The following is a 16,939-nucleotide window of genomic DNA, read 5'->3' on the forward strand; positions in this document are numbered from 1 at the left end:
GTGACATGAACGCCGCGGTCCGAGGCCGTCCGTCGCGGGCATCGTCCGACCACCACACGCCACCAGCGGAGGATCACACCCCAATGGCAAAGATCATTGCCTTCAACGAGGAGGCCCGTCGCGGCATGGAGCGTGGACTCAACGTCCTCGCCGACACCGTGAAGGTCACGCTCGGCCCCAAGGGTCGCAACGTCGTCCTCGACAAGAAGTGGGGCGCGCCCACCATCACGAACGATGGTGTGAGCATCGCCAAGGAGATCGACCTCGAGGACCCGTTCGAGCGCATCGGTGCTGAGCTCGTCAAGGAGGTCGCCAAGAAGACCGACGACGTCGCCGGCGACGGAACCACGACCGCCACCGTGCTCGCCCAGGCGCTCGTGCGCGAGGGCCTGCGCAACGTGGCTGCCGGCTCGAACCCGATCGCTCTCAAGCGCGGCATCGAGAAGGCCGTCGAGGCTGTCATCGCGCAGCTGCTCGTCGACGCCAAGGACATCGAGACCAAGGAAGAGATCGCGGCCACCGCTGCGATCTCGGCCGGCGACCCCGCGATCGGCGAGCTCATCGCCGAGGCGCTCGACAAGGTCGGCAAGGAAGGTGTCATCACCGTCGAGGAGTCGAACACCTTCGGCCTCGAGCTCGAGCTCACCGAGGGCATGCGCTTCGACAAGGGCTTCCTCGCCCGCTACTTCGAGACTGACGCAGAGCGCCAGGAAGCTGTCCTCGAAGACCCGTACGTCCTGATCGTCGAGTCGAAGATCTCGAACGTCAAGGACCTCCTGCCGCTGCTCGACCAGGTCATGAAGGCCGGTCGCTCGCTGCTCATCATCGCCGAGGACGTCGAGGGCGAGGCTCTTGCGACCCTCGTGCTCAACAAGATCCGTGGCACCTTCAAGTCCGTCGCCGTCAAGGCTCCGGGCTTCGGCGACCGCCGCAAGGCCATCCTCCAGGACATCGCGATCCTCACCGGTGGTCAGGTCATCTCCGAGACTGTCGGCCTCAAGCTCGAGACCGCCACGCTCGACCTGCTCGGCCAGGCCCGCAAGGTCGTCGTCACGAAGGACGAGACGACCATCGTCGAGGGCTCCGGCGACGTCGACCAGATCGCCGGTCGCGTCAAGCAGATCCGTTCCGAGATCGAGAAGTCGGACTCCGACTACGACCGCGAGAAGCTCCAGGAGCGCCTCGCGAAGCTCGCCGGAGGTGTCGCGGTCATCAAGGCCGGTGCCGCCACGGAGGTCGAGCTCAAGGAGCGCAAGCACCGCATCGAGGACGCTGTCCGCAACGCGAAGGCAGCCGTCGAAGAGGGCATCGTCGCCGGTGGTGGCGTCGCTCTCATCCAGGCTGGCAAGGTCGCCTTCGAGACCGCCGGTCTCCTCGACCTCGAGGGTGACGAGGCGACGGGTGCGAACATCGTCCGCGCCTCGATCGACGCTCCGCTCAAGCAGATCGCGATCAACGCAGGCCTCGAGGGTGGGGTCGTGGCCGAGAAGGTCCGCAACCTCCCCTCCGGCCAGGGCCTCAACGCCGCGACAGGCGTGTACGAGGACCTGCTCGCGGCTGGTGTGAACGACCCGGTCAAGGTGACCCGCTCTGCTCTGCAGAACGCCGCCTCGATCGCTGCGCTGTTCCTCACCACCGAGGCAGTCGTCGCGGACAAGCCCGAGAAGGCTCCGGCCATGCCGGGCGGCGACGGCGGCATGGGCGGCATGGACTTCTGATCCAGCCCGCCCGGGCCTAGCCCGAGCACTGCACCGCCGACGGGCGGGCTCCACCGGGACACGTCCGGAGGGGTCCGCCCGTCGGCGTACCCGCTGGTGGTCACCTACCCCGCGACTCGCACCACCCTGCCCCTCGCCGCACGACCGCACCACCCCGCCCGCCCCGCGCCCTGCCCGACCCCGCGCACCGCCCCACCCCGCCCCGCTCCGCACGAGGTCGTACGGTTGCCCGTCAGGTCGTACGGTTGCCCGCGAAGTCGTACGGACACGCCAGATTCGGGCTTCTGGGAGCCGGACCGGCGTGTCCGTACGACCTCGGCGCACGAGGTGCGACCTCGGCGCAGGGGGGCGACGTCACGCACGGGGGTAGGGCCTCGGGACAGGGGTGCGACGTCGTGCACCGAGGTGCGACGACGTGCACGGGGCTGTCAGGTGCCGAGGACGCCGAAGCTGCTCTGGATGGCGACGGCTGCGGCGCCACGGGCCCAGGGGACGAAGCCGCTGTCGTCGACGACGAGGCTGACGGGGCTGCCGTCGGGGTCGCGGTCCGCAGCGATGGCGGCGTCGAGCTCCGCGCCGAGGCTCTCGACCAGGCCGACTCCTTCGCCCGCCAGCACGACGGTGCTCACGAGCGCGATGTTGGTGATGGCGGCCAGCAGCCGGCCGAGCGACCGCACGGCGGACTCGGTCACGGCCCGCGCCACGGGGTGGTGCGCGGCGGCCATCTCGAGGACCTCGTCGTAGGTGACGGCGTGTCCGAGGGCCACCGAGACCTGGGCGCAGATGCTCCCCGTGGTGAGCATGGCTGTCGAGCAGCCGCGGTGGCCGTCCATGCAGAGCGGTCCCGACGGGTCGAGGGGGAAGTGCCCCAGCAGGCCGAAGCCCACGTCGGCTGTGCGCACCACGTGGTCGTTGACGACGAGCCCGTAGCCGACCCCGGCGCCGATGGTGAGCACCGCGAAGTCTGTCGAGCCTCGCCCGGCTCCGAACCAGTGCTCGGCGGCGGTCAGGGCGACGACGTCGTTCTCGATGGTCGACGGGATCCCCAGGCGCTCGGAGACAGCGCTGCGGAGGTCGACACCGCGCCACCCGAGGAACGGCGCGCGGTCGACCACGCCGTCGGAGACGTTGCCGCCGAGGCTGATCCCGATGCCGTCGAAGGCGGCCGGTCCGCCGAGCGCCTGGACGACTGCATCGACGGCGTCGAGGACGTCGTCGAGCGAGGTCGAGGCGAGGCGCGACGAGGCGGACCCGGTCTGGGTCGCGCGAAGGTCTGTGCTCACGCCGAGGGCGTCCTCGCCTGTCAGCTTGATCCCGACGAAGCGGCGGGCGTCGACCTTGACGTCGAGCGGCTTGACCGGTCGGCCGACAGCACCGTCGGACACCTCGGGGCCTTCGACGAGGATCCCGCTGTCGAGGAAGGTCTTGGAGAGCCGGGTCAGGCTCGCGGGGGACAGGCCGAGCCTGCGGGAGAGCTCGGTCCGGCTGATGGGTCCGTGGACGAGCACCTCGCGCGCGAGGTCGCGCCCGGAGTCGGTGATGGGGGCGGGCGGCGGTCCTGCCTCGCTCATCTGTGCTCCTCCTCGTCGTCGTGGCGGTCTTCGGGGTCGAGCGAGACGGCGCGCGCAGCCGTGGACCCGCGCTGGCCGAGCTGCCTCGGCCTGATCGGCACCGTCAGTCTGAGCGCCGTCCGACCGAGGCTCTGACCGCGCAGGGTCCGACGGGGCCCTGCGTGAAGACGTGCTGCTCCGCCGGTCCGACCGTCAACCTACCTGTCGTGTCGCGGGGATCGCGATCCGCCGACGAATAAGTTCCATCATCGTACCAACCCGGCGAGGCCCGTTGACTGGATCTCAGAGGTATGTCGGAGGTGCCGCGGATCTGGACGGATCGAACCAGCCCTTGACAGGCCAATTGCTTTCGTCTAGAAAATAACCCATGCAGCGACGCATCTTCCAGCTCCGCGACGGCGGCACCAGCCTCGTCGTCGACCCGACCACCCCGGGTCTCCCGACGATCGTCCACTGGGGCGACGACCTCGGGGACCTCGACCAGGCCGACCTCGACGGGCTCGCCCTCGCCGCCGTCCCGCAGCGCGTGTCGGGCGGCCTCGACGTCCCGGCGCGCCTGACCCTCCTCCCGCTCGACGCTGACGGCTGGCTGGGCACACCCGGTCTCGAGGGGCACCGCGACGGCAGGGTCTTCTCTCCGTCCTTCGAGCTCCTCGGGATCGACGCCGACCAGACGACCGCCACCATCACCGCCGAGGACGGCTACGGCGGGCTGCGGCTCGTGGTCGAGCTCGAGGTCACCCGGGCCGGCCTCGTCCGGCAGCGCCTCTCGCTCACCAACACCGGCGACGACGACTACTCGGTGCTGTCCCTCGCCGCGACCTTCCCCGTCCCTGCGCAGGCCACCGAGATCCTGGACACCACTGGACGCCACCTCCGCGAGCGCACACCGCAGCGTCGAGCCTTCACCGTCGGCACGCACCTGCGGGAGAGCCGTAAGGGACGCCCGGGTGCAGACGCCTCGCTCCTGCTCGCCGCGGGGACGAGCGGGTTCGGCTTCGAGCGCGGTCGGGTGCACGCCGTGCACGTGGCGTGGAGCGGCAACCACAGGCTGGCGGCCGAACGGACGATCACCGCAGAGGCGTCGCTCCAGGGGAGCGAGCTCCTCGCGGCCGGGGAGATCGACCTCGCCCCGGGCGCGACCTACAGCACGCCGTGGGTCCTCGGGTCGTGGGGGGACGGTCTCGACGACCTGGCCGCACGCTTCCACACCGAGCTGCGGGCACGGGCCACGCACCCTGCGCGACCTCGCCCGGTCACGCTCAACACGTGGGAGGCGGTCTACTTCGACCACGACCTCCCGACGCTCCTGGCGTTGGCCGAGCGCGCTGCTGCTGTCGGCGTCGAGCGCTTCGTGCTGGACGACGGCTGGTTCCTCGGACGCCGGGACGACACCGCGGGGCTCGGCGACTGGACTGTCGACCCTGTGGTCTGGCCGCAGGGTCTCGCGCCTCTCGTGGACGCCGTCCGTGGTCTCGGCATGGAGTTCGGTCTGTGGGTCGAGCCGGAGATGGTCAACCCCGACTCGGACCTCGCGCGCGCCCACCCGGAGTGGGTCCTCCAGCCCGGGGGACGTCTGCCCGTCGAAGGTCGTCAGCAGCACGTGCTCAACCTCGCGGACCCCGGGGCCTACGCCCACGTCCTCGCGAGCCTCGACGCGCTGCTCGTCGAGCACCCGATCAGCTATCTCAAGTGGGACCACAACCGTGAGCTGTCGAGCGCGGGAGATGCGCGGACCGGGCACGCGGCGGTCCACGAGCACACCCTCGCCCTGTACAGGCTGCTCGACGAGCTGCGGAGCCGGCACCCGGGCCTGGAGATCGAGTCCTGCGCCTCGGGCGGCGCACGGGTCGACCTCGGCATCCTCGAGCGGACCGACAGGATCTGGACGAGCGACTGCATCGACCCGCTCGAGCGTCTGGTCAACCAGCGGTACACGGGACTGCTGGTCCCGCCCGAGCTGCTGGGCGCGCACGTCGGCGGACCGCGGTCGCACTCCACCCACCGCAGCCACGAGCTCGACCTGCGAGCCGGGGTCGCGTTCTTCGGCCACCTCGGGATCGAGTGGGACCTCACGACTGTCGACGACGAGCAGCTCGCGGTCCTCGCCCGCTGGGTCGAGGCCCACAAGCAGGCACGCCAGCTGCTGCACTCCGGCCGGGTCGTCAACGCCGACCTGCCCGACGAGACCGCGGACCTGCGAGGCGTCGTCGCCCAGGACAGGTCACGGGCGCTCTACGCCTACACCCAGACCGCGACGAGCTCGACCTACCCCGCGGGCCGGGTCCACCTGCCCGGCCTCGACCCCGACGCCAGCTACAGGGTGCGGCTCGCCGCCCCGACCACCTCGCTCGGCGGAGCAGGGCAGTCACCGCTGCTCTGGGCGCTCGACGGGACCCGGACGACAGGTCGCGCGCTCGCCACGACAGGGATCCAGGCCCCGGTGCTCTTCCCCGAGGAGCTCGTGCTCCTCGAGGCGATCCTCATCGGCTGAGGTCAGCCCCCCCACATCAGCCGCACGCGCAAGGAGGCGCAGCATGACGCACGACGACGTGACACCGCACAGCACCCGGGACGAGTCCCACAGGGTGGCGAGGGCCCGGCGCGGTCGCTCGCCCGGAGCCGGGCACGAGGACCCGCTCGACCCCGGACCCGGGTCCGGACCAGAGCGGCGCTCTGGTCCGAGCACCGCCGGGAACCAGCCCCGGCCCGCCCGGTCCGGGCGACCGCTCCCCGTCACCAGGCCAGGACGGGCGACCCGGACCGCCGCGAGCCTCGTCGCCGTGGCGCTCGCCGTCGGGACCCTCGCTGCCTGCGGCCCGGACGACGACGGGACCGTGACTCTCAACTTCTTCCAGTTCAAGCCCGAGGCCGTCGCACAGTTCGACGAGATCATCGAGGGCTTCGAGGCGGAGAACCCGGGGATCGAGGTGGTGCAGAACCACGTGCCGAACGCGGACACGGCGCTGCGCACCCTGCTGGTCAAGGACAAGATCCCCGACGTCATGACCCTCAACGCGGGTGCGACCTTCGGTGAGCTCGCGCGCGCCGGGGTCTTCGCGGACGTCACGGACCTGCCGGTGATGAGCACCGTCGCCGACGCCCCGGTGAAGATCGTCACCGACCTCGGCCAGCACGACGACGAGATCAGCGGGGTGCCCTTCGCGCTCGCGGCCTCGAGCATCATCTACAACAAGACGATCTTCGCCGAGCACGACGTCGAGGTGCCGCAGACCTGGGACGAGCTCCTCGCCGCCGCGGACACCTTCCAGGCCGCGGGCGTCACACCCTTCTACGGCACGCTCAAGGACCAGTGGACTGTGCTGCCGTCCTTCAACAACCTCGCCGGGGCGCTCCAGCCCGACGGGTTCTTCGACGACCTGCGGGCGCTCGGCACCGACGCGGGACCAGGTTCGGAGCCGTCATTCTCGACGGACTACAGGGAGGCGACGGAGAAGCTCGTCACGCTCTTCTCCTACAACCAGCCGAACCGGGACAGCCGCGACTACAACGCCGGGAACAAGGCCTTCGCCGACGGCGAGTCCGCGATGTACCTCCAGGGCACGTACGCGATCGCGCCCATCCTCGAGAACAACCCTGACCTCGACCTCGGCACCTTCCCGTACCCGGTGACCGACGACCCCGAGGACACCGTGCTCGTCACGGGCGTCGACGTGGTCCTCGCGATCGGCCGGGACACCCCGCACCGCGCGGAGGTCGAGAAGTTCGTCGAGTACATGATGCGGCCCGAGAACGTCGACGCCTACGGCGCAGCACAGTCGACCTTCTCCCCGCTCGTCGACGCAGCCCCGTCGACCAACCCGTACCTCGCGGGGCTGGACGACTACGTCGAGCAGGGCCGGATCATCGGCTACGTCGACCACCAGATCCCGGCGGCCGTCCCGCTCCAGCCGATGCTCCAGCAGCTGATCATCGACGGAGACGTCGACACCTTCCTCACCCACCTCGACAGCGAGTGGCGCAAGGTCGCAGCCCGCTCCAACCAGCGATGAGGCACCGACCATGACCATGTCCTCGACAGCCCCGGCGCGTGCACCGCGTGCCACGACCTCCCGGGCCGCGGCACGCCGCCGACCCGGCACGAGCCGGATCTCCCGGACCTTCTACTGGATGGTGCTCCCGGCCGTCCTGCTGTTCTTCGTGCTGCACACGATCCCCGTGCTCAACGGGGTGTTCTTCTCGATGACGAACTATGCCGGCTACGGCGAGTGGGACTTCACCTGGTTCACCAACTACGTGAACCTGTTCAAGGACGACCAGGTCCTCAACGCCTACGCCTTCACCTTCGGCTTCGCGCTCGTCTCGACAGTCCTCGTCAACGTCATCGCCCTCGCGATCGCCATCGGCCTCAACTCCCGCATCAAGTTCCGGACGGGCCTGCGCGGCATCTTCTTCATCCCGAACATCTTGTCGATCCTCGTCATCGGCTACGTGTTCAACTACCTGTTCTCGAACTCGCTCCCCGAGATCGCCTCGAGGCTGGGCATCGACGCCCTCTCGACCTCGATCCTGGCGAACCCCGACCTCGCGTGGGTGGGGATCGTCATCCTCGCGGTGTGGCAGGCCGCGGCCTTCAACATCATCATCTACCTCGCCGGGCTCCAGACGATCCCGGGCGAGCTCTACGAGGCGGCGTCCCTCGACGGCGCGAGCACGTGGCGGAAGTTCACGTCGATCACCTTCCCGCTCATCGGGCCGTTCTTCACCATCAACATGGTGCTCTCGCTGAAGAACTTCCTCCAGGTCTTCGACCACATCATGGCCCTCACGGCCGGCGGACCGGGAACGTCGACGCAGTCGGTGTCCCTGCTCATCTACAGAGGCGGGTTCCAGGGCGGCGAGTACGCCTACCAGACCGCCAACGCGGTGATCTTCCTCGTCGTGATCGTCCTCATCTCCGTGTTCCAGCTGCGTGTGCTCCAGCGTCGGGAGGCGTCGTTCTGATGACATCACCAACCCTTTCCCCAGCATCGTCCACTGCCCCTGGATCGGCCACGGTCCCGGCGACCCCCGTCCGGCGACGTCGCCGTGGCCGCGACGAGGAGGGGCGCCAGGTCAACTGGTGGCTCACCGCGCTGCTCGCGGTGTGCGCCCTCACCGTCCTCGTCCCGCTCTACTTCACGGTGGTGACAGCGCTCAAGACCCCCGACCAGCTCGGTGGCTCCGGTTTTGAGCTCCCCACCTCGGTCCACCTGCAGAACTTCGCGGACGCGTGGAACCTCACGAACTTCCCTCGGGCGCTCATGAACACAGCGCTCATCACCGTCGGAGCGGTGCTGCTCACCCTCGCGACCAACGCGATGGTCGCCTACGCCATCGCACGCAACATGCACCGCAGGCTCTTCAAGGGGATCTACTTCTACCTGGTGTCGGCGATCTTCGTGCCGTTCCCGATCATCATGCTGCCCGTCGTCAAGCAGACGTCGTTGCTCGGGCTCGACAACCAGGGCGGGCTGATCCTGCTCTACACGGTCTTCGGGCTCTCGACGAACACCCTGTTCTTCACGGCCTTCATCCGGTCGATCCCGGTAGAGCTCGAAGAGGCGGCCCTGCTCGACGGCGCGTCGACGTGGACGGTCTTCACCAAGATCGTCTTCCCGCTGCTCTCCCCGATGCTCGCGACTGTCGGGATCCTCACCTGCGTGTGGGCCTGGAACGACTTCCTGCTCCCGCTCGTGGTGCTCTCCGACCCTGCGGCGCAGACGTTGCCGCTGGCCAACTACGTGTTCCAGGGGCAGTTCAACACGAACTACACAGCGGCGTTCGCGTCGTACCTCATGGCGATGGCACCGTTGCTGCTCGTCTATCTCTTCGCCCAGCGATGGGTGATCTCCGGCGTGATGAGAGGGTCGATCAAATGACAGTCCACGAGTCAGCACCCGTCCGGTCCACGACAGCGCGGAGCACGACAGGTCCAGACGACGAGGAGCGTGCTCCGGGCACGCCTGCCTGGTGGACCCGGGCGGTCGTCTACCAGGTCTACCCGCGGAGCTTTGCGGACTCCGACGGTGACGGGATCGGCGACCTCCGGGGGATCCTCTCGCGCCTCGACCACCTGGCCGACCTCGGCGTCGACGTCCTCTGGCTCTCGCCGGTCTACCCCTCGCCCCAGCACGACAACGGCTACGACATCTCCGACTACGAGGGCATCGACCCGATCTTCGGGACGCTCGACGACTTCGACGCGCTGCTCGAGGCCGTCCACGCACGCGGGATGAAGCTCGTCATGGATCTCGTGGTCAACCACACGAGCGACGAGCACCCCTGGTTCCAGGAGTCCCGCTCGTCGCTCACCAACGCCAAGCGGGACTGGTACTGGTGGCGCGACCCGCGGGCCGTCGCCGCGTCGGACCTGCCGGTCGAGCCCGCGGAGGGAGCGTCGCCGCAGGCCCCGACAGCCGCGGAGCTACCCGTCGCACCCGTCGAGCCGAACGACTGGCGGTCGGCCTTCAGCGGACCCGCGTGGACCTTCGACGAGACGACAGGGCAGTTCTACCTGCATCTCTTCGCCCCGCAGCAGCCTGACCTCAACTGGGAGAACCCCGAGGTCCGCGCGGCGGTCTACGCGATGATGAACCGCTGGCTCGACCGTGGGGTCGACGGCTTCCGCATGGACGTCATCAACCTCATCTCGAAGAACCTCGAGCAGGTGGACGGGGGAGCGCAGGCCTCGGGGATCGGCTTCCAGATGGGGCCCCGACTGCACGAGTTCCTGCAGGAGATGCACGAGGCTGTCTTCGCCGGGCGCGAGGCAGACCTCATCACCGTCGGCGAGATGCCGGGGGTGACCGTCGACGACGCACGCCTGTTCACCGACCCATCGCGCCGCGAGCTCGACATGGTCTTCCAGTTCGAGCACGTCTCGCTCGACCAGGGCACCGACAAGTTCGACCCGCGCCCGCTCGACCTCGTCGCGCTCAAGCGCTCGATGGGGCGGTGGCAGGAGGGGCTCGCCGACGTCGGGTGGAACAGCCTGTACCTCGGCAACCACGACCAGCCGCGGCACGTCTCGAGGTTCGGCGACGACGGCACCTACCGCTACGAGTCCGCGACGCTCTGGGCGGCGATCCTGCACCTGCACCGGGGCACGCCGTACGTCTACCAGGGCGAAGAGATCGGCATGACCAACGTGCCCTTCGCAGGGCCCGAGGACTTCCGCGACATCGAGTCGGTGAACTACTACCGGGAGGCTGTCGTCGAGGGCGGACGACCGGCCGACGAGGTGCTCGCCGGTCTGCGGGCGATGAGCCGGGACAACGCCCGGACACCCGTGCAGTGGGACGCCACCCCCACGGCCGGCTTCACGACAGGGACCCCGTGGATCCCGGTGAGCCCGCACGCTGTCGAGGTCAACGTCGAGGCAGACAGAGCGTCGGGGCGCTCGGTCTTCGCGTTCTACCAGCGGCTGATCGAGCTGCGGCACACCGACAGCACCGTCGCGCTCGGGCGCTTCACGATGCTCGAGCCCGACCACGAGCGGCTCTACGCCTTCACCCGCGACGGAGACGACGACCAGCTGCTCGTCGTGGGCAACGTCTCCGGTGACGATCTCGAGGTGCCGCTGCTGGCCGGGTGGGCGGAGGCCGAGGTGGTCGTCGCCAACTACCCTGAGCGCGCTGCCGCCGCAGGGCAGGTCCTCGCGCCGTGGGAGGTCAGGGTGCTCCGGGCGCGACAGGCCTAGACGGCCTCGGCGTCCGACGGGACGGGCTCGGCCGGGAGCTTCGAGATCTCCTTCTCGACCCGGGCGAGCTCGCCCGCGAGGTTCTGGCGTGCGGCATCCTCCCAGGAGGCGGCCACCGGGCTCGAGAACAGCGACTTGCGGTTGACGAGCTTGGTGAGGATGCGGTGCCGCGCGGCCAGGTAGTCGCGGACCGGGATGTGCTCGTACTCCTTGCGGATGTCACGGACGTAGCAGGTGTAGCGCTGCGGCTCGGCCGCGAGGATCGCCATGTCGGCGTCGCAGAGCACCGCGCAGTCGAAGTCGCCGGGGGCCGGCTTGTGGCGGGCGAGCGCCGTGACGAGCTGCGACACCCTCTCGGCCGACTGCTCGCGGATGCCCATGCCGACCAGCTCGGTGCGGGCGAGGGCCGCGCTCGCGACCTCGTCCTCTCCGCCCTGCGTGGCGTAGGCGACCCGGGTCTCGGCGTTGAAGATCGCGCCGTGGTACCAGGCGGCGAGCCTGACGAGGTCGGGCTCGTGGGTCTCCTCGGCGAGCTCGTCGACGCGGGAGAGCACGTCGGCGAGGTGCTTCACCGTGTGGTAGAACCGCGTCGGCTCGCTCCAGCGGTCGAGCAGGGCCTGGCCTGTCGCTCGGAGGTCTGCCTCGGGGACGGACGCCCCTGCGGCCTGACAGCTGCGGATCCAGGACGACATGAGCCACTGCGGTGCATCGACGCTTCCAGGAAGCATGAACCAAACCTTCGACGAGTATCGGTCTTCACGGGTGTCCCAGACGTTGATGTCGGGACGACCGGCAATGCTAGCCCTGTTCTGGCGCGGCGGCGCACCGGCGCAGGTCACGAGTGCGGCGGGGCGCGCCGGGACCGACCGGTGCTGGCCTGACGGCCCGGCTGGCACCTGCCCTCAGGCGGTCGCCGCGCCAGGCTCTTGCAGGTCGTCGGCGCGGCTCTGGGCCGGCAGCACGGCACGGACGGTGAGCCCGCCGCCGTCGGTCTCGTGGACCGAGACGGTCCCGCGGTGCGCGGCGACGATCGCGGCGACGATCGCCATGCCGAGCCCCGAGCCGCCCGAGGAGCGGTTGCGCGAGGAGTCGGCCCTGTAGAAGCGCTCGAAGACCCGGCCGGCCTGGTCCGCCGGGATGCCGGGGCCGTGGTCGCGGACCTCGAGGACCACCTGCTCCGGGTCCTCGCCCGGGCCGACGGCGATCTCGGCTGCTGTGCCCGCCGGGGTGTGCTGGGCGACGTTGCCGATGAGGTTGGTGAGCACCTGGCGCAGCCGGTCTTCGTCGCCGGTCACCGTGACCGGGGCTGGCGGTGAGACGCCGTCGAGCGCTGTGAGGCGCACGGTCCGGCTCGGGTCGAGGGCGTGCAGGTCGTCGACGGAGTCGCGGGCGAGCGTCACGAGGTCCACGGGGTCCGACCGGATCGGTCGGCCCTCGTCGAGGCGGGCGAGCGCGAGCAGGTCGTTGACCAGCGTGCCCATGCGGGTGGCCGAGTCCTCGATCCGCCGCATGGTGTCGTCCATCGCGTCAGGGGTGGTCAGCGCGCCCATCCTGTACAGCTCGCCGTAGCCGCGGACCGTCGCGAGCGGGGTGCGCAGCTCGTGGCTCGCGTCCGAGACGAAGCGGCGCATGCGGGCCTCGGAGGCCTCCTGGGCGTCGAAGGACTGCTCGATCTGGGCGAGCATCGTGTTGAGCGAGCGCGCGAGGCTGCCGACCTCCGTCGTGACAGGGGCCTGCGGGACGCGTTGGCTGAGGTCGCCGTCGGCGATGCGCGCGGCTGTGCGCTCGATGGTGTGCAGCGGGCGCAGGGACCTGCGGATCGCGACGTAGCCGATGGTGGCACCGAGCACCGTGAGCGCGAGCGTCGTGACGATGAGGATGCGCTGGATCTGCGCGACGGTCTGCTGGACGGGGGCGAGGGGGAGGGCGACATAGCCGGTGATCTTGCTGCCGTCCCCGAACGCGAAGTACTGGGCGCGCCACTCGCTCGTCCCGCCGTTGCCGTCCTGGACGCCGTCGACCGTGAAGACGCCTGAGGGGATGGTGTCCTGGGTGAAGGTGTACGCGGTGATCGCCGGGATCCCGTACTTCTCCGTCGTGGTCCCGCTGACGAGCGGACGGCTCCCGACCTCGGGGAAGAACGCGAGGATGTAGTAGTCGTTCGGCAGGTACGCCTGGCCGGTCTCGCGGTAGGCGTAGACCGCCTGGGGGACGACCTGGCTCGCGGTCACGTTGAGCTGCGTGTCGAGCTGGTCGGTGAGGTAGCGGGACAGCACTGTCGAGGTGAGGGCCACGGAGATGCCGAGACCGGCGAGCAGCATCGCGGTGACGATCGCGATCAGCCGGGCGCGCAGCGGGGTGCGGGCCCAGAAGGCGGTGACAGGTCCGACGTACTCGCCCTCGCCCTGCAGGCCCGCAGGCGCTGCGGGGGTCTCGTCGGCCGGGGCACCGGAGCCGCGCGCGGGGTCGACGGCAGCGCCGCCACCCGCCTGCTGGTCGGCAGGCGGGGGCGGCGGGACCGGCGGCTCGTGGTGCTGCGCCACGCGCTACCTCTTGGGTGGCTGGCGGAGCAGGTAGCCGACGCCGCGCTTGGTCGCGATGAGCGGCTCCGGCATCGAGCCGTCCGGCAGCGGGGCGTTGTCGATCTTGCGCCGCAGGTACGAGATGTACGACTCGACGATGTTCGCGTCGCCGCCCCAGTCGTACTGCCACACGTGGTCCAAGATCTGCGCCTTGGACAGCACCCGGCCCGGGTTGAGCATGAGGTAGCGCAGCAGCTTGAACTCTGTCGGCGAGAGGTCGATCACGCGGCCGCCGCGGCGCACCTCGTGCGAGTCGTCGTCGAGCTCGAGGTCTGCGAAGCGCAGCACGGCGTCGTCGACAGGGGTCGCGTGGGTGCGTCGCAGCACGGCACGGATGCGCGCTACGACCTCTTCGAGGCTGAAGGGCTTGGTGACGTAGTCGTCGCCGCCGACCGTCAGCCCGGTGATCTTGTCCTGGGTGTCGTCGCGCGCGGTGAGGAACAGCACGGGCATGTGCTGGCCCTTCTCGCGCATGCGACGGGTGACTGTGAAGCCGTCCATGTCGGGCAGCATCACGTCGAGCACGACGAGGTCGGGCTCGGTGTCGCGGACGAGCTTGAGCGCGCTCATGCCGTCCTCGGCCGCGAAGACCTCGAAGCCTGCGAAGCGCAGCGAGGTCGCGAGCAGCTCTCTGATGTTCGGCTCGTCGTCGACCACGACGAGACGTGCTTCGGGTTCGGTCATGCCACCAGTGTGCGACTGTTCGCTGAGAGGTGCCTGAGAGGCACCTGGGTCAGATGTAGCGGAGCGGGTCGAACTCCTCGATCGGGATGATGCGCACGCGCGGCAGCGGGGTCGTGAAGGCGCCGACGGTCTCTTCGAGGTCGAAGAACTGCAGCCCGCGGGCGCTCAGCTCGTTGAGGCGGCCGTTGACGAACTCGCGGAAGCACATGAGCCCGACACGGCGCTCGCCGTCGAGGAGGGCCTCGACCTGCGGCAGGAAGTCACCGTCGTGGCTGGCGAGCAGGACGTCGCCGTCGACGTCCTTGATGGCCTCGAGGGTGCGCTGGATACCCATGTCCACGACCTTCTCGTGGCTCGCGCCGGCCAGCGGGATCGGGCGGTAGCCCATCGCGAGCAGCGCCTGCACGAAGGGCATCGGCATCTGGCCGGAGGAGGCGTTGAGGAAGAACAGGGGGGTGACCGGCTGGCCCCACAGGGACAGCGCGAACTCCGAGATGCGGTCCCAGCGCGGGCGCTCCTCGGGGGCGGGGCGGTGCCCCAGGACGTTCATGCCGAGGGTGGCGTCGATGTTCTCGCCGTCGACGAGCAGGTACGTGGGACGCGCGCTGCGCGTTTCGATGCCGGACATGAGACGACTATAGGTCGCAGGGCCGCTCCGAGCGGCATCGTCCACAGGTGCGGACGGCGTCAGGACGCGGGTCGGGCAGGTCTTCTAGCCCCCGCACGCACGTCCCGCCGACCCTGCGTCAGCACCGTCCGGGCCCGGTCGGAGGGCCCGTCGCGGACCTTCCGGGTGCGCGATCGGCTGCGAGATGGTAACGATCTGACCTCGGCGTTTGGGAGGGCGCCGCGGGCAGCCGTACCGTGGGCAGATGCTCGCCCCCAGCGAGTGCGGTCACCAGCGCTGCTGACCGTCGTCTCTTCCTGCCACCGCCCCGGTGGTGCACCAGCCCTGAGGATGATTCTGATGACTGCAGCACACGTGACCGTGATCGAGAACGCCCCCGACGCCCCGCTCGGCTCCTTCGAGCAGCACCTGACCGCGGCGGGACTCACCGTGAGGACTGTCCGCCCGCACGCGGGCGAGGCCCTCCCGGCCCTCGCCGACCTCGGCGCCGGACTCGTGGTGCTCGGCGGCGACGGCACTGCCTACGACGACGAGCGGACCCCGTGGCTGCCGGGTCTGCGCACGCTCCTGCTCGACGCCGCGACCTCGGGCGTCCCGACGCTCGCCGTCTGCCTGGGTGCCCAGCTGCTCGCCGTCGCCGGCGGCGGCCAGGTGACCGTCGCAGCCCCTCCCGGGCGCGAGTCCGGAGCGGTCAGGATCTTCTGGCGTCCCGAGGCGCGCACCGATGCTGTCGTCGGCGCGACGGCCCGCGCTGCGGCCGAGGTGGGTGGACGTGCGAGCGTCTACCCGACCGACCACGCCGACGCCGTGAGCGAGCTGCCCCGCGACGCCGTCTGGCTCGCCTCGTCGAACATGTACCCCTTCCAGGCCTTCAGGCTCGGTTCGGCCCTCGCGGTCCAGTTCCACCCGGAGGCCGACGCGGCGATGCTCGAGCAGTGGCTCGCCGACGCCGAGCCGGCCGAGCGTGCCGAGGCCCTCGAGAGCCTCGCCCAGGCGGCCGAGCGGGCCGAGACGAACGGCGCGGAGCTCGCTCGGGCCTTCGTCGAGCAGGTCCTCACGACCAGCACGGAGTCCGTGCTCGTCTGAGCCGACAGCGAGGCAGCGCGACGGCCCGCTGCTCGGCGCTCCTGCGCGGTGAGCAGCGGGCCGTGCGCGCCGGCCCTCGGACGTGGCTGTCAGCCCTCGACCGGTGTCAGCCCTCGATCGACGGGGTGACCGGCGTGCTGCTGATCTGCGGGGCGCCGGCCGTGCTGCCCGACTTGAGGGCGGCGAGCCGTGCCTCGATCTCGATCTGCGCGCCCGAGGCCTCGAGCTCTTCGAACTGCGCGTCGAGCGAGGACGCCGCGACCTCGGCCTGACCGATGGCCTTGGCCTCCTCGCGGCGGACCTTCTCCTCGAAGCGCGAGATCTCGCTCGTGGGGTCGAGCACGTTGATCGAGCTGAGCGCTCCCTGCACGGTCTGCTGGGCCTCGGCCGTCTTCTGCCGCGCGACGAGCGAGTCCCGACGGGACTTGAGGTCGGCCAGCTTGGACTTCATCTGCGTGAGGCCGGTCTTGAGCTTCTCGACGGTCTCGCGCTGCGCGGTGATCGACGGCTCGGCCTGCCGAACCTCGGTCTCGGACGAGATCTGCTTCTGCAGGGCGATCTTGGCGAGGTTGTCGAACTTGTCCGCGTCGGCGGTGTTGCCCGCCGCGCGGTACTGGTCGGCGCGCTGCGACGCGGCGACGGCCTTGCTGCCCCACTCCTGGACGGCAGCGACGTCCTCGTTGTAGTCCTGCTCGGCGAGACGCAGGTTGCCGATGGTCAGGGCGACGGCCTGCTCGGCCTCCGCGATGTTGTTCGTGTAGTCGCGGACCAGCTGGTCCAGCATCTTCTGGGGGTCCTCCGCGCCGTCGAGGAGGGCGTTGATGTTGGCCTTCGCCAGCTGCGCGACCCGTCCGAAGATGCTCTGCTTCTGTGCCATGTGCGTGCCTTCTCTCTCGTGCGTGCTGTGTGAGGTGCGTGCTCTGTGAGGTGCGTGCCCGGCGGTGGGCTGCGCCGCCCGGACGTGTGGT

13 protein-coding genes are annotated in these 16,939 nt (G+C 70.0%); 7 read left to right on the forward strand and 6 right to left on the reverse strand.

The window, feature by feature from the left end; genetic code table 11:
• The first annotated feature begins 83 nt into the window (after positions 1-83).
• A complete protein-coding gene (groL, locus tag ASG53_RS02755; RefSeq protein ID WP_056128164.1) occupies positions 84-1,718 on the forward strand; it encodes a chaperonin GroEL in 1,635 nt (544 codons plus the stop codon).
• Positions 1,719-2,146: 428 nt separating this feature from the next.
• Here groL and ASG53_RS02760 read toward each other — a convergent pair whose 3' ends face one another.
• The gene (locus ASG53_RS02760) at positions 2,147-3,289 is read right to left on the reverse strand and encodes an ROK family transcriptional regulator (protein ID WP_056128167.1); all 1,143 of its coding nucleotides are present in this window, start codon (positions 3,287-3,289) and stop codon (positions 2,147-2,149) included.
• Positions 3,290-3,656: 367 nt separating this feature from the next.
• Between ASG53_RS02760 and ASG53_RS02770 the strand changes: the two genes are divergently transcribed.
• From ASG53_RS02770 to ASG53_RS02790, 5 genes are read left to right on the forward strand one after another with little or no spacing between them, the layout of a single operon-like run.
• Positions 3,657-5,783: an alpha-galactosidase gene (locus ASG53_RS02770; RefSeq protein ID WP_056128172.1), complete on the forward strand. Its 2,127-nt coding sequence runs from the start codon at positions 3,657-3,659 to the stop codon at positions 5,781-5,783.
• Between the two features lie 43 nt (positions 5,784-5,826).
• On the forward strand, positions 5,827-7,302 hold the full coding sequence (locus ASG53_RS02775; RefSeq protein ID WP_235533810.1) for an ABC transporter substrate-binding protein: 1,476 nt from the start codon (positions 5,827-5,829) through the stop codon (positions 7,300-7,302).
• 10 nt (positions 7,303-7,312) lie between these two features.
• Positions 7,313-8,254, forward strand: a complete 942-nt coding sequence (locus ASG53_RS02780; protein ID WP_056128175.1) for a carbohydrate ABC transporter permease — start codon at positions 7,313-7,315, stop codon at positions 8,252-8,254.
• Positions 8,254-9,171 (forward strand): carbohydrate ABC transporter permease, encoded by a 918-nt coding sequence (locus ASG53_RS02785; protein WP_056128179.1) that lies wholly within the window; start codon positions 8,254-8,256, stop codon positions 9,169-9,171. Before ASG53_RS02780 ends, ASG53_RS02785 begins: the two co-directional genes overlap by 1 nt.
• On the forward strand, positions 9,168-10,991 hold the full coding sequence (locus ASG53_RS02790) for an alpha-glucosidase (RefSeq protein WP_056128182.1): 1,824 nt from the start codon (positions 9,168-9,170) through the stop codon (positions 10,989-10,991). The genes ASG53_RS02785 and ASG53_RS02790 overlap by 4 nt, the downstream gene beginning before the upstream one ends.
• On the opposite strand, the gene ASG53_RS02795 is transcribed toward ASG53_RS02790, so the two are convergent.
• From ASG53_RS02795 to ASG53_RS02810, 4 genes are all read right to left on the reverse strand, one after another.
• On the reverse strand, positions 10,988-11,719 hold the full coding sequence (locus ASG53_RS02795) for an HD domain-containing protein (RefSeq protein ID WP_056128186.1): 732 nt from the start codon (positions 11,717-11,719) through the stop codon (positions 10,988-10,990). The genes ASG53_RS02790 and ASG53_RS02795 overlap by 4 nt on opposite strands.
• A gap of 174 nt (positions 11,720-11,893) precedes the next feature.
• Positions 11,894-13,534, reverse strand: a complete 1,641-nt coding sequence (locus ASG53_RS02800) for a sensor histidine kinase (protein ID WP_082543736.1) — start codon at positions 13,532-13,534, stop codon at positions 11,894-11,896.
• Between the two features lie 3 nt (positions 13,535-13,537).
• Entirely contained in the window at positions 13,538-14,257 is a 720-nt protein-coding gene (locus ASG53_RS02805) for a response regulator transcription factor (protein ID WP_056128188.1), read from the reverse strand.
• 49 nt (positions 14,258-14,306) lie between these two features.
• Entirely contained in the window at positions 14,307-14,885 is a 579-nt protein-coding gene (locus tag ASG53_RS02810) for an NYN domain-containing protein (RefSeq protein ID WP_056128190.1), read from the reverse strand.
• Positions 14,886-15,224: 339 nt separating this feature from the next.
• Here ASG53_RS02810 and ASG53_RS02815 point away from each other — a divergent pair, with 339 nt between their 5' ends.
• Positions 15,225-15,971 carry a type 1 glutamine amidotransferase gene (locus tag ASG53_RS02815; RefSeq protein WP_056128192.1) on the forward strand — a complete coding sequence of 249 codons (747 nt, stop codon included), beginning with the start codon at positions 15,225-15,227 and terminating at the stop codon, positions 15,969-15,971.
• Between the two features lie 106 nt (positions 15,972-16,077).
• On the opposite strand, the gene ASG53_RS02820 is transcribed toward ASG53_RS02815, so the two are convergent.
• Positions 16,078-16,848, reverse strand: coding sequence for a PspA/IM30 family protein (locus ASG53_RS02820; RefSeq protein ID WP_056128196.1), 771 nt, complete (start codon positions 16,846-16,848; stop codon positions 16,078-16,080).
• Between the last annotated feature and the right edge of the window lie 91 nt (positions 16,849-16,939).

Source organism: Sanguibacter sp. Leaf3, from assembly GCF_001425965.1.
In the GTDB taxonomy this organism is placed as follows: Bacteria; Actinomycetota; Actinomycetes; order Actinomycetales; family Cellulomonadaceae; genus Sanguibacter; species Sanguibacter inulinus.

What these genes read in the sequence shown, in the direction of transcription:
- groL (WP_056128164.1), top strand. Translation starts at nt 84, where the DNA reads ATGGCAAAGATCATTGCCTTCAACGAGGAGGCCCGTCGCGGCATGGAG.
- ASG53_RS02760 (WP_056128167.1), bottom strand. Translation starts at nt 3,289, where the DNA reads ATGAGCGAGGCAGGACCGCCGCCCGCCCCCATCACCGACTCCGGGCGC.
- ASG53_RS02770 (WP_056128172.1), top strand. Translation starts at nt 3,657, where the DNA reads ATGCAGCGACGCATCTTCCAGCTCCGCGACGGCGGCACCAGCCTCGTC.
- ASG53_RS02775 (WP_235533810.1), top strand. Translation starts at nt 5,827, where the DNA reads ATGACGCACGACGACGTGACACCGCACAGCACCCGGGACGAGTCCCAC.
- ASG53_RS02780 (WP_056128175.1), top strand. Translation starts at nt 7,313, where the DNA reads ATGACCATGTCCTCGACAGCCCCGGCGCGTGCACCGCGTGCCACGACC.
- ASG53_RS02785 (WP_056128179.1), top strand. Translation starts at nt 8,254, where the DNA reads ATGACATCACCAACCCTTTCCCCAGCATCGTCCACTGCCCCTGGATCG.
- ASG53_RS02790 (WP_056128182.1), top strand. Translation starts at nt 9,168, where the DNA reads ATGACAGTCCACGAGTCAGCACCCGTCCGGTCCACGACAGCGCGGAGC.
- ASG53_RS02795 (WP_056128186.1), bottom strand. Translation starts at nt 11,719, where the DNA reads ATGCTTCCTGGAAGCGTCGATGCACCGCAGTGGCTCATGTCGTCCTGG.
- ASG53_RS02805 (WP_056128188.1), bottom strand. Translation starts at nt 14,257, where the DNA reads ATGACCGAACCCGAAGCACGTCTCGTCGTGGTCGACGACGAGCCGAAC.
- ASG53_RS02810 (WP_056128190.1), bottom strand. Translation starts at nt 14,885, where the DNA reads ATGTCCGGCATCGAAACGCGCAGCGCGCGTCCCACGTACCTGCTCGTC.
- ASG53_RS02815 (WP_056128192.1), top strand. Translation starts at nt 15,225, where the DNA reads ATGACTGCAGCACACGTGACCGTGATCGAGAACGCCCCCGACGCCCCG.
- ASG53_RS02820 (WP_056128196.1), bottom strand. Translation starts at nt 16,848, where the DNA reads ATGGCACAGAAGCAGAGCATCTTCGGACGGGTCGCGCAGCTGGCGAAG.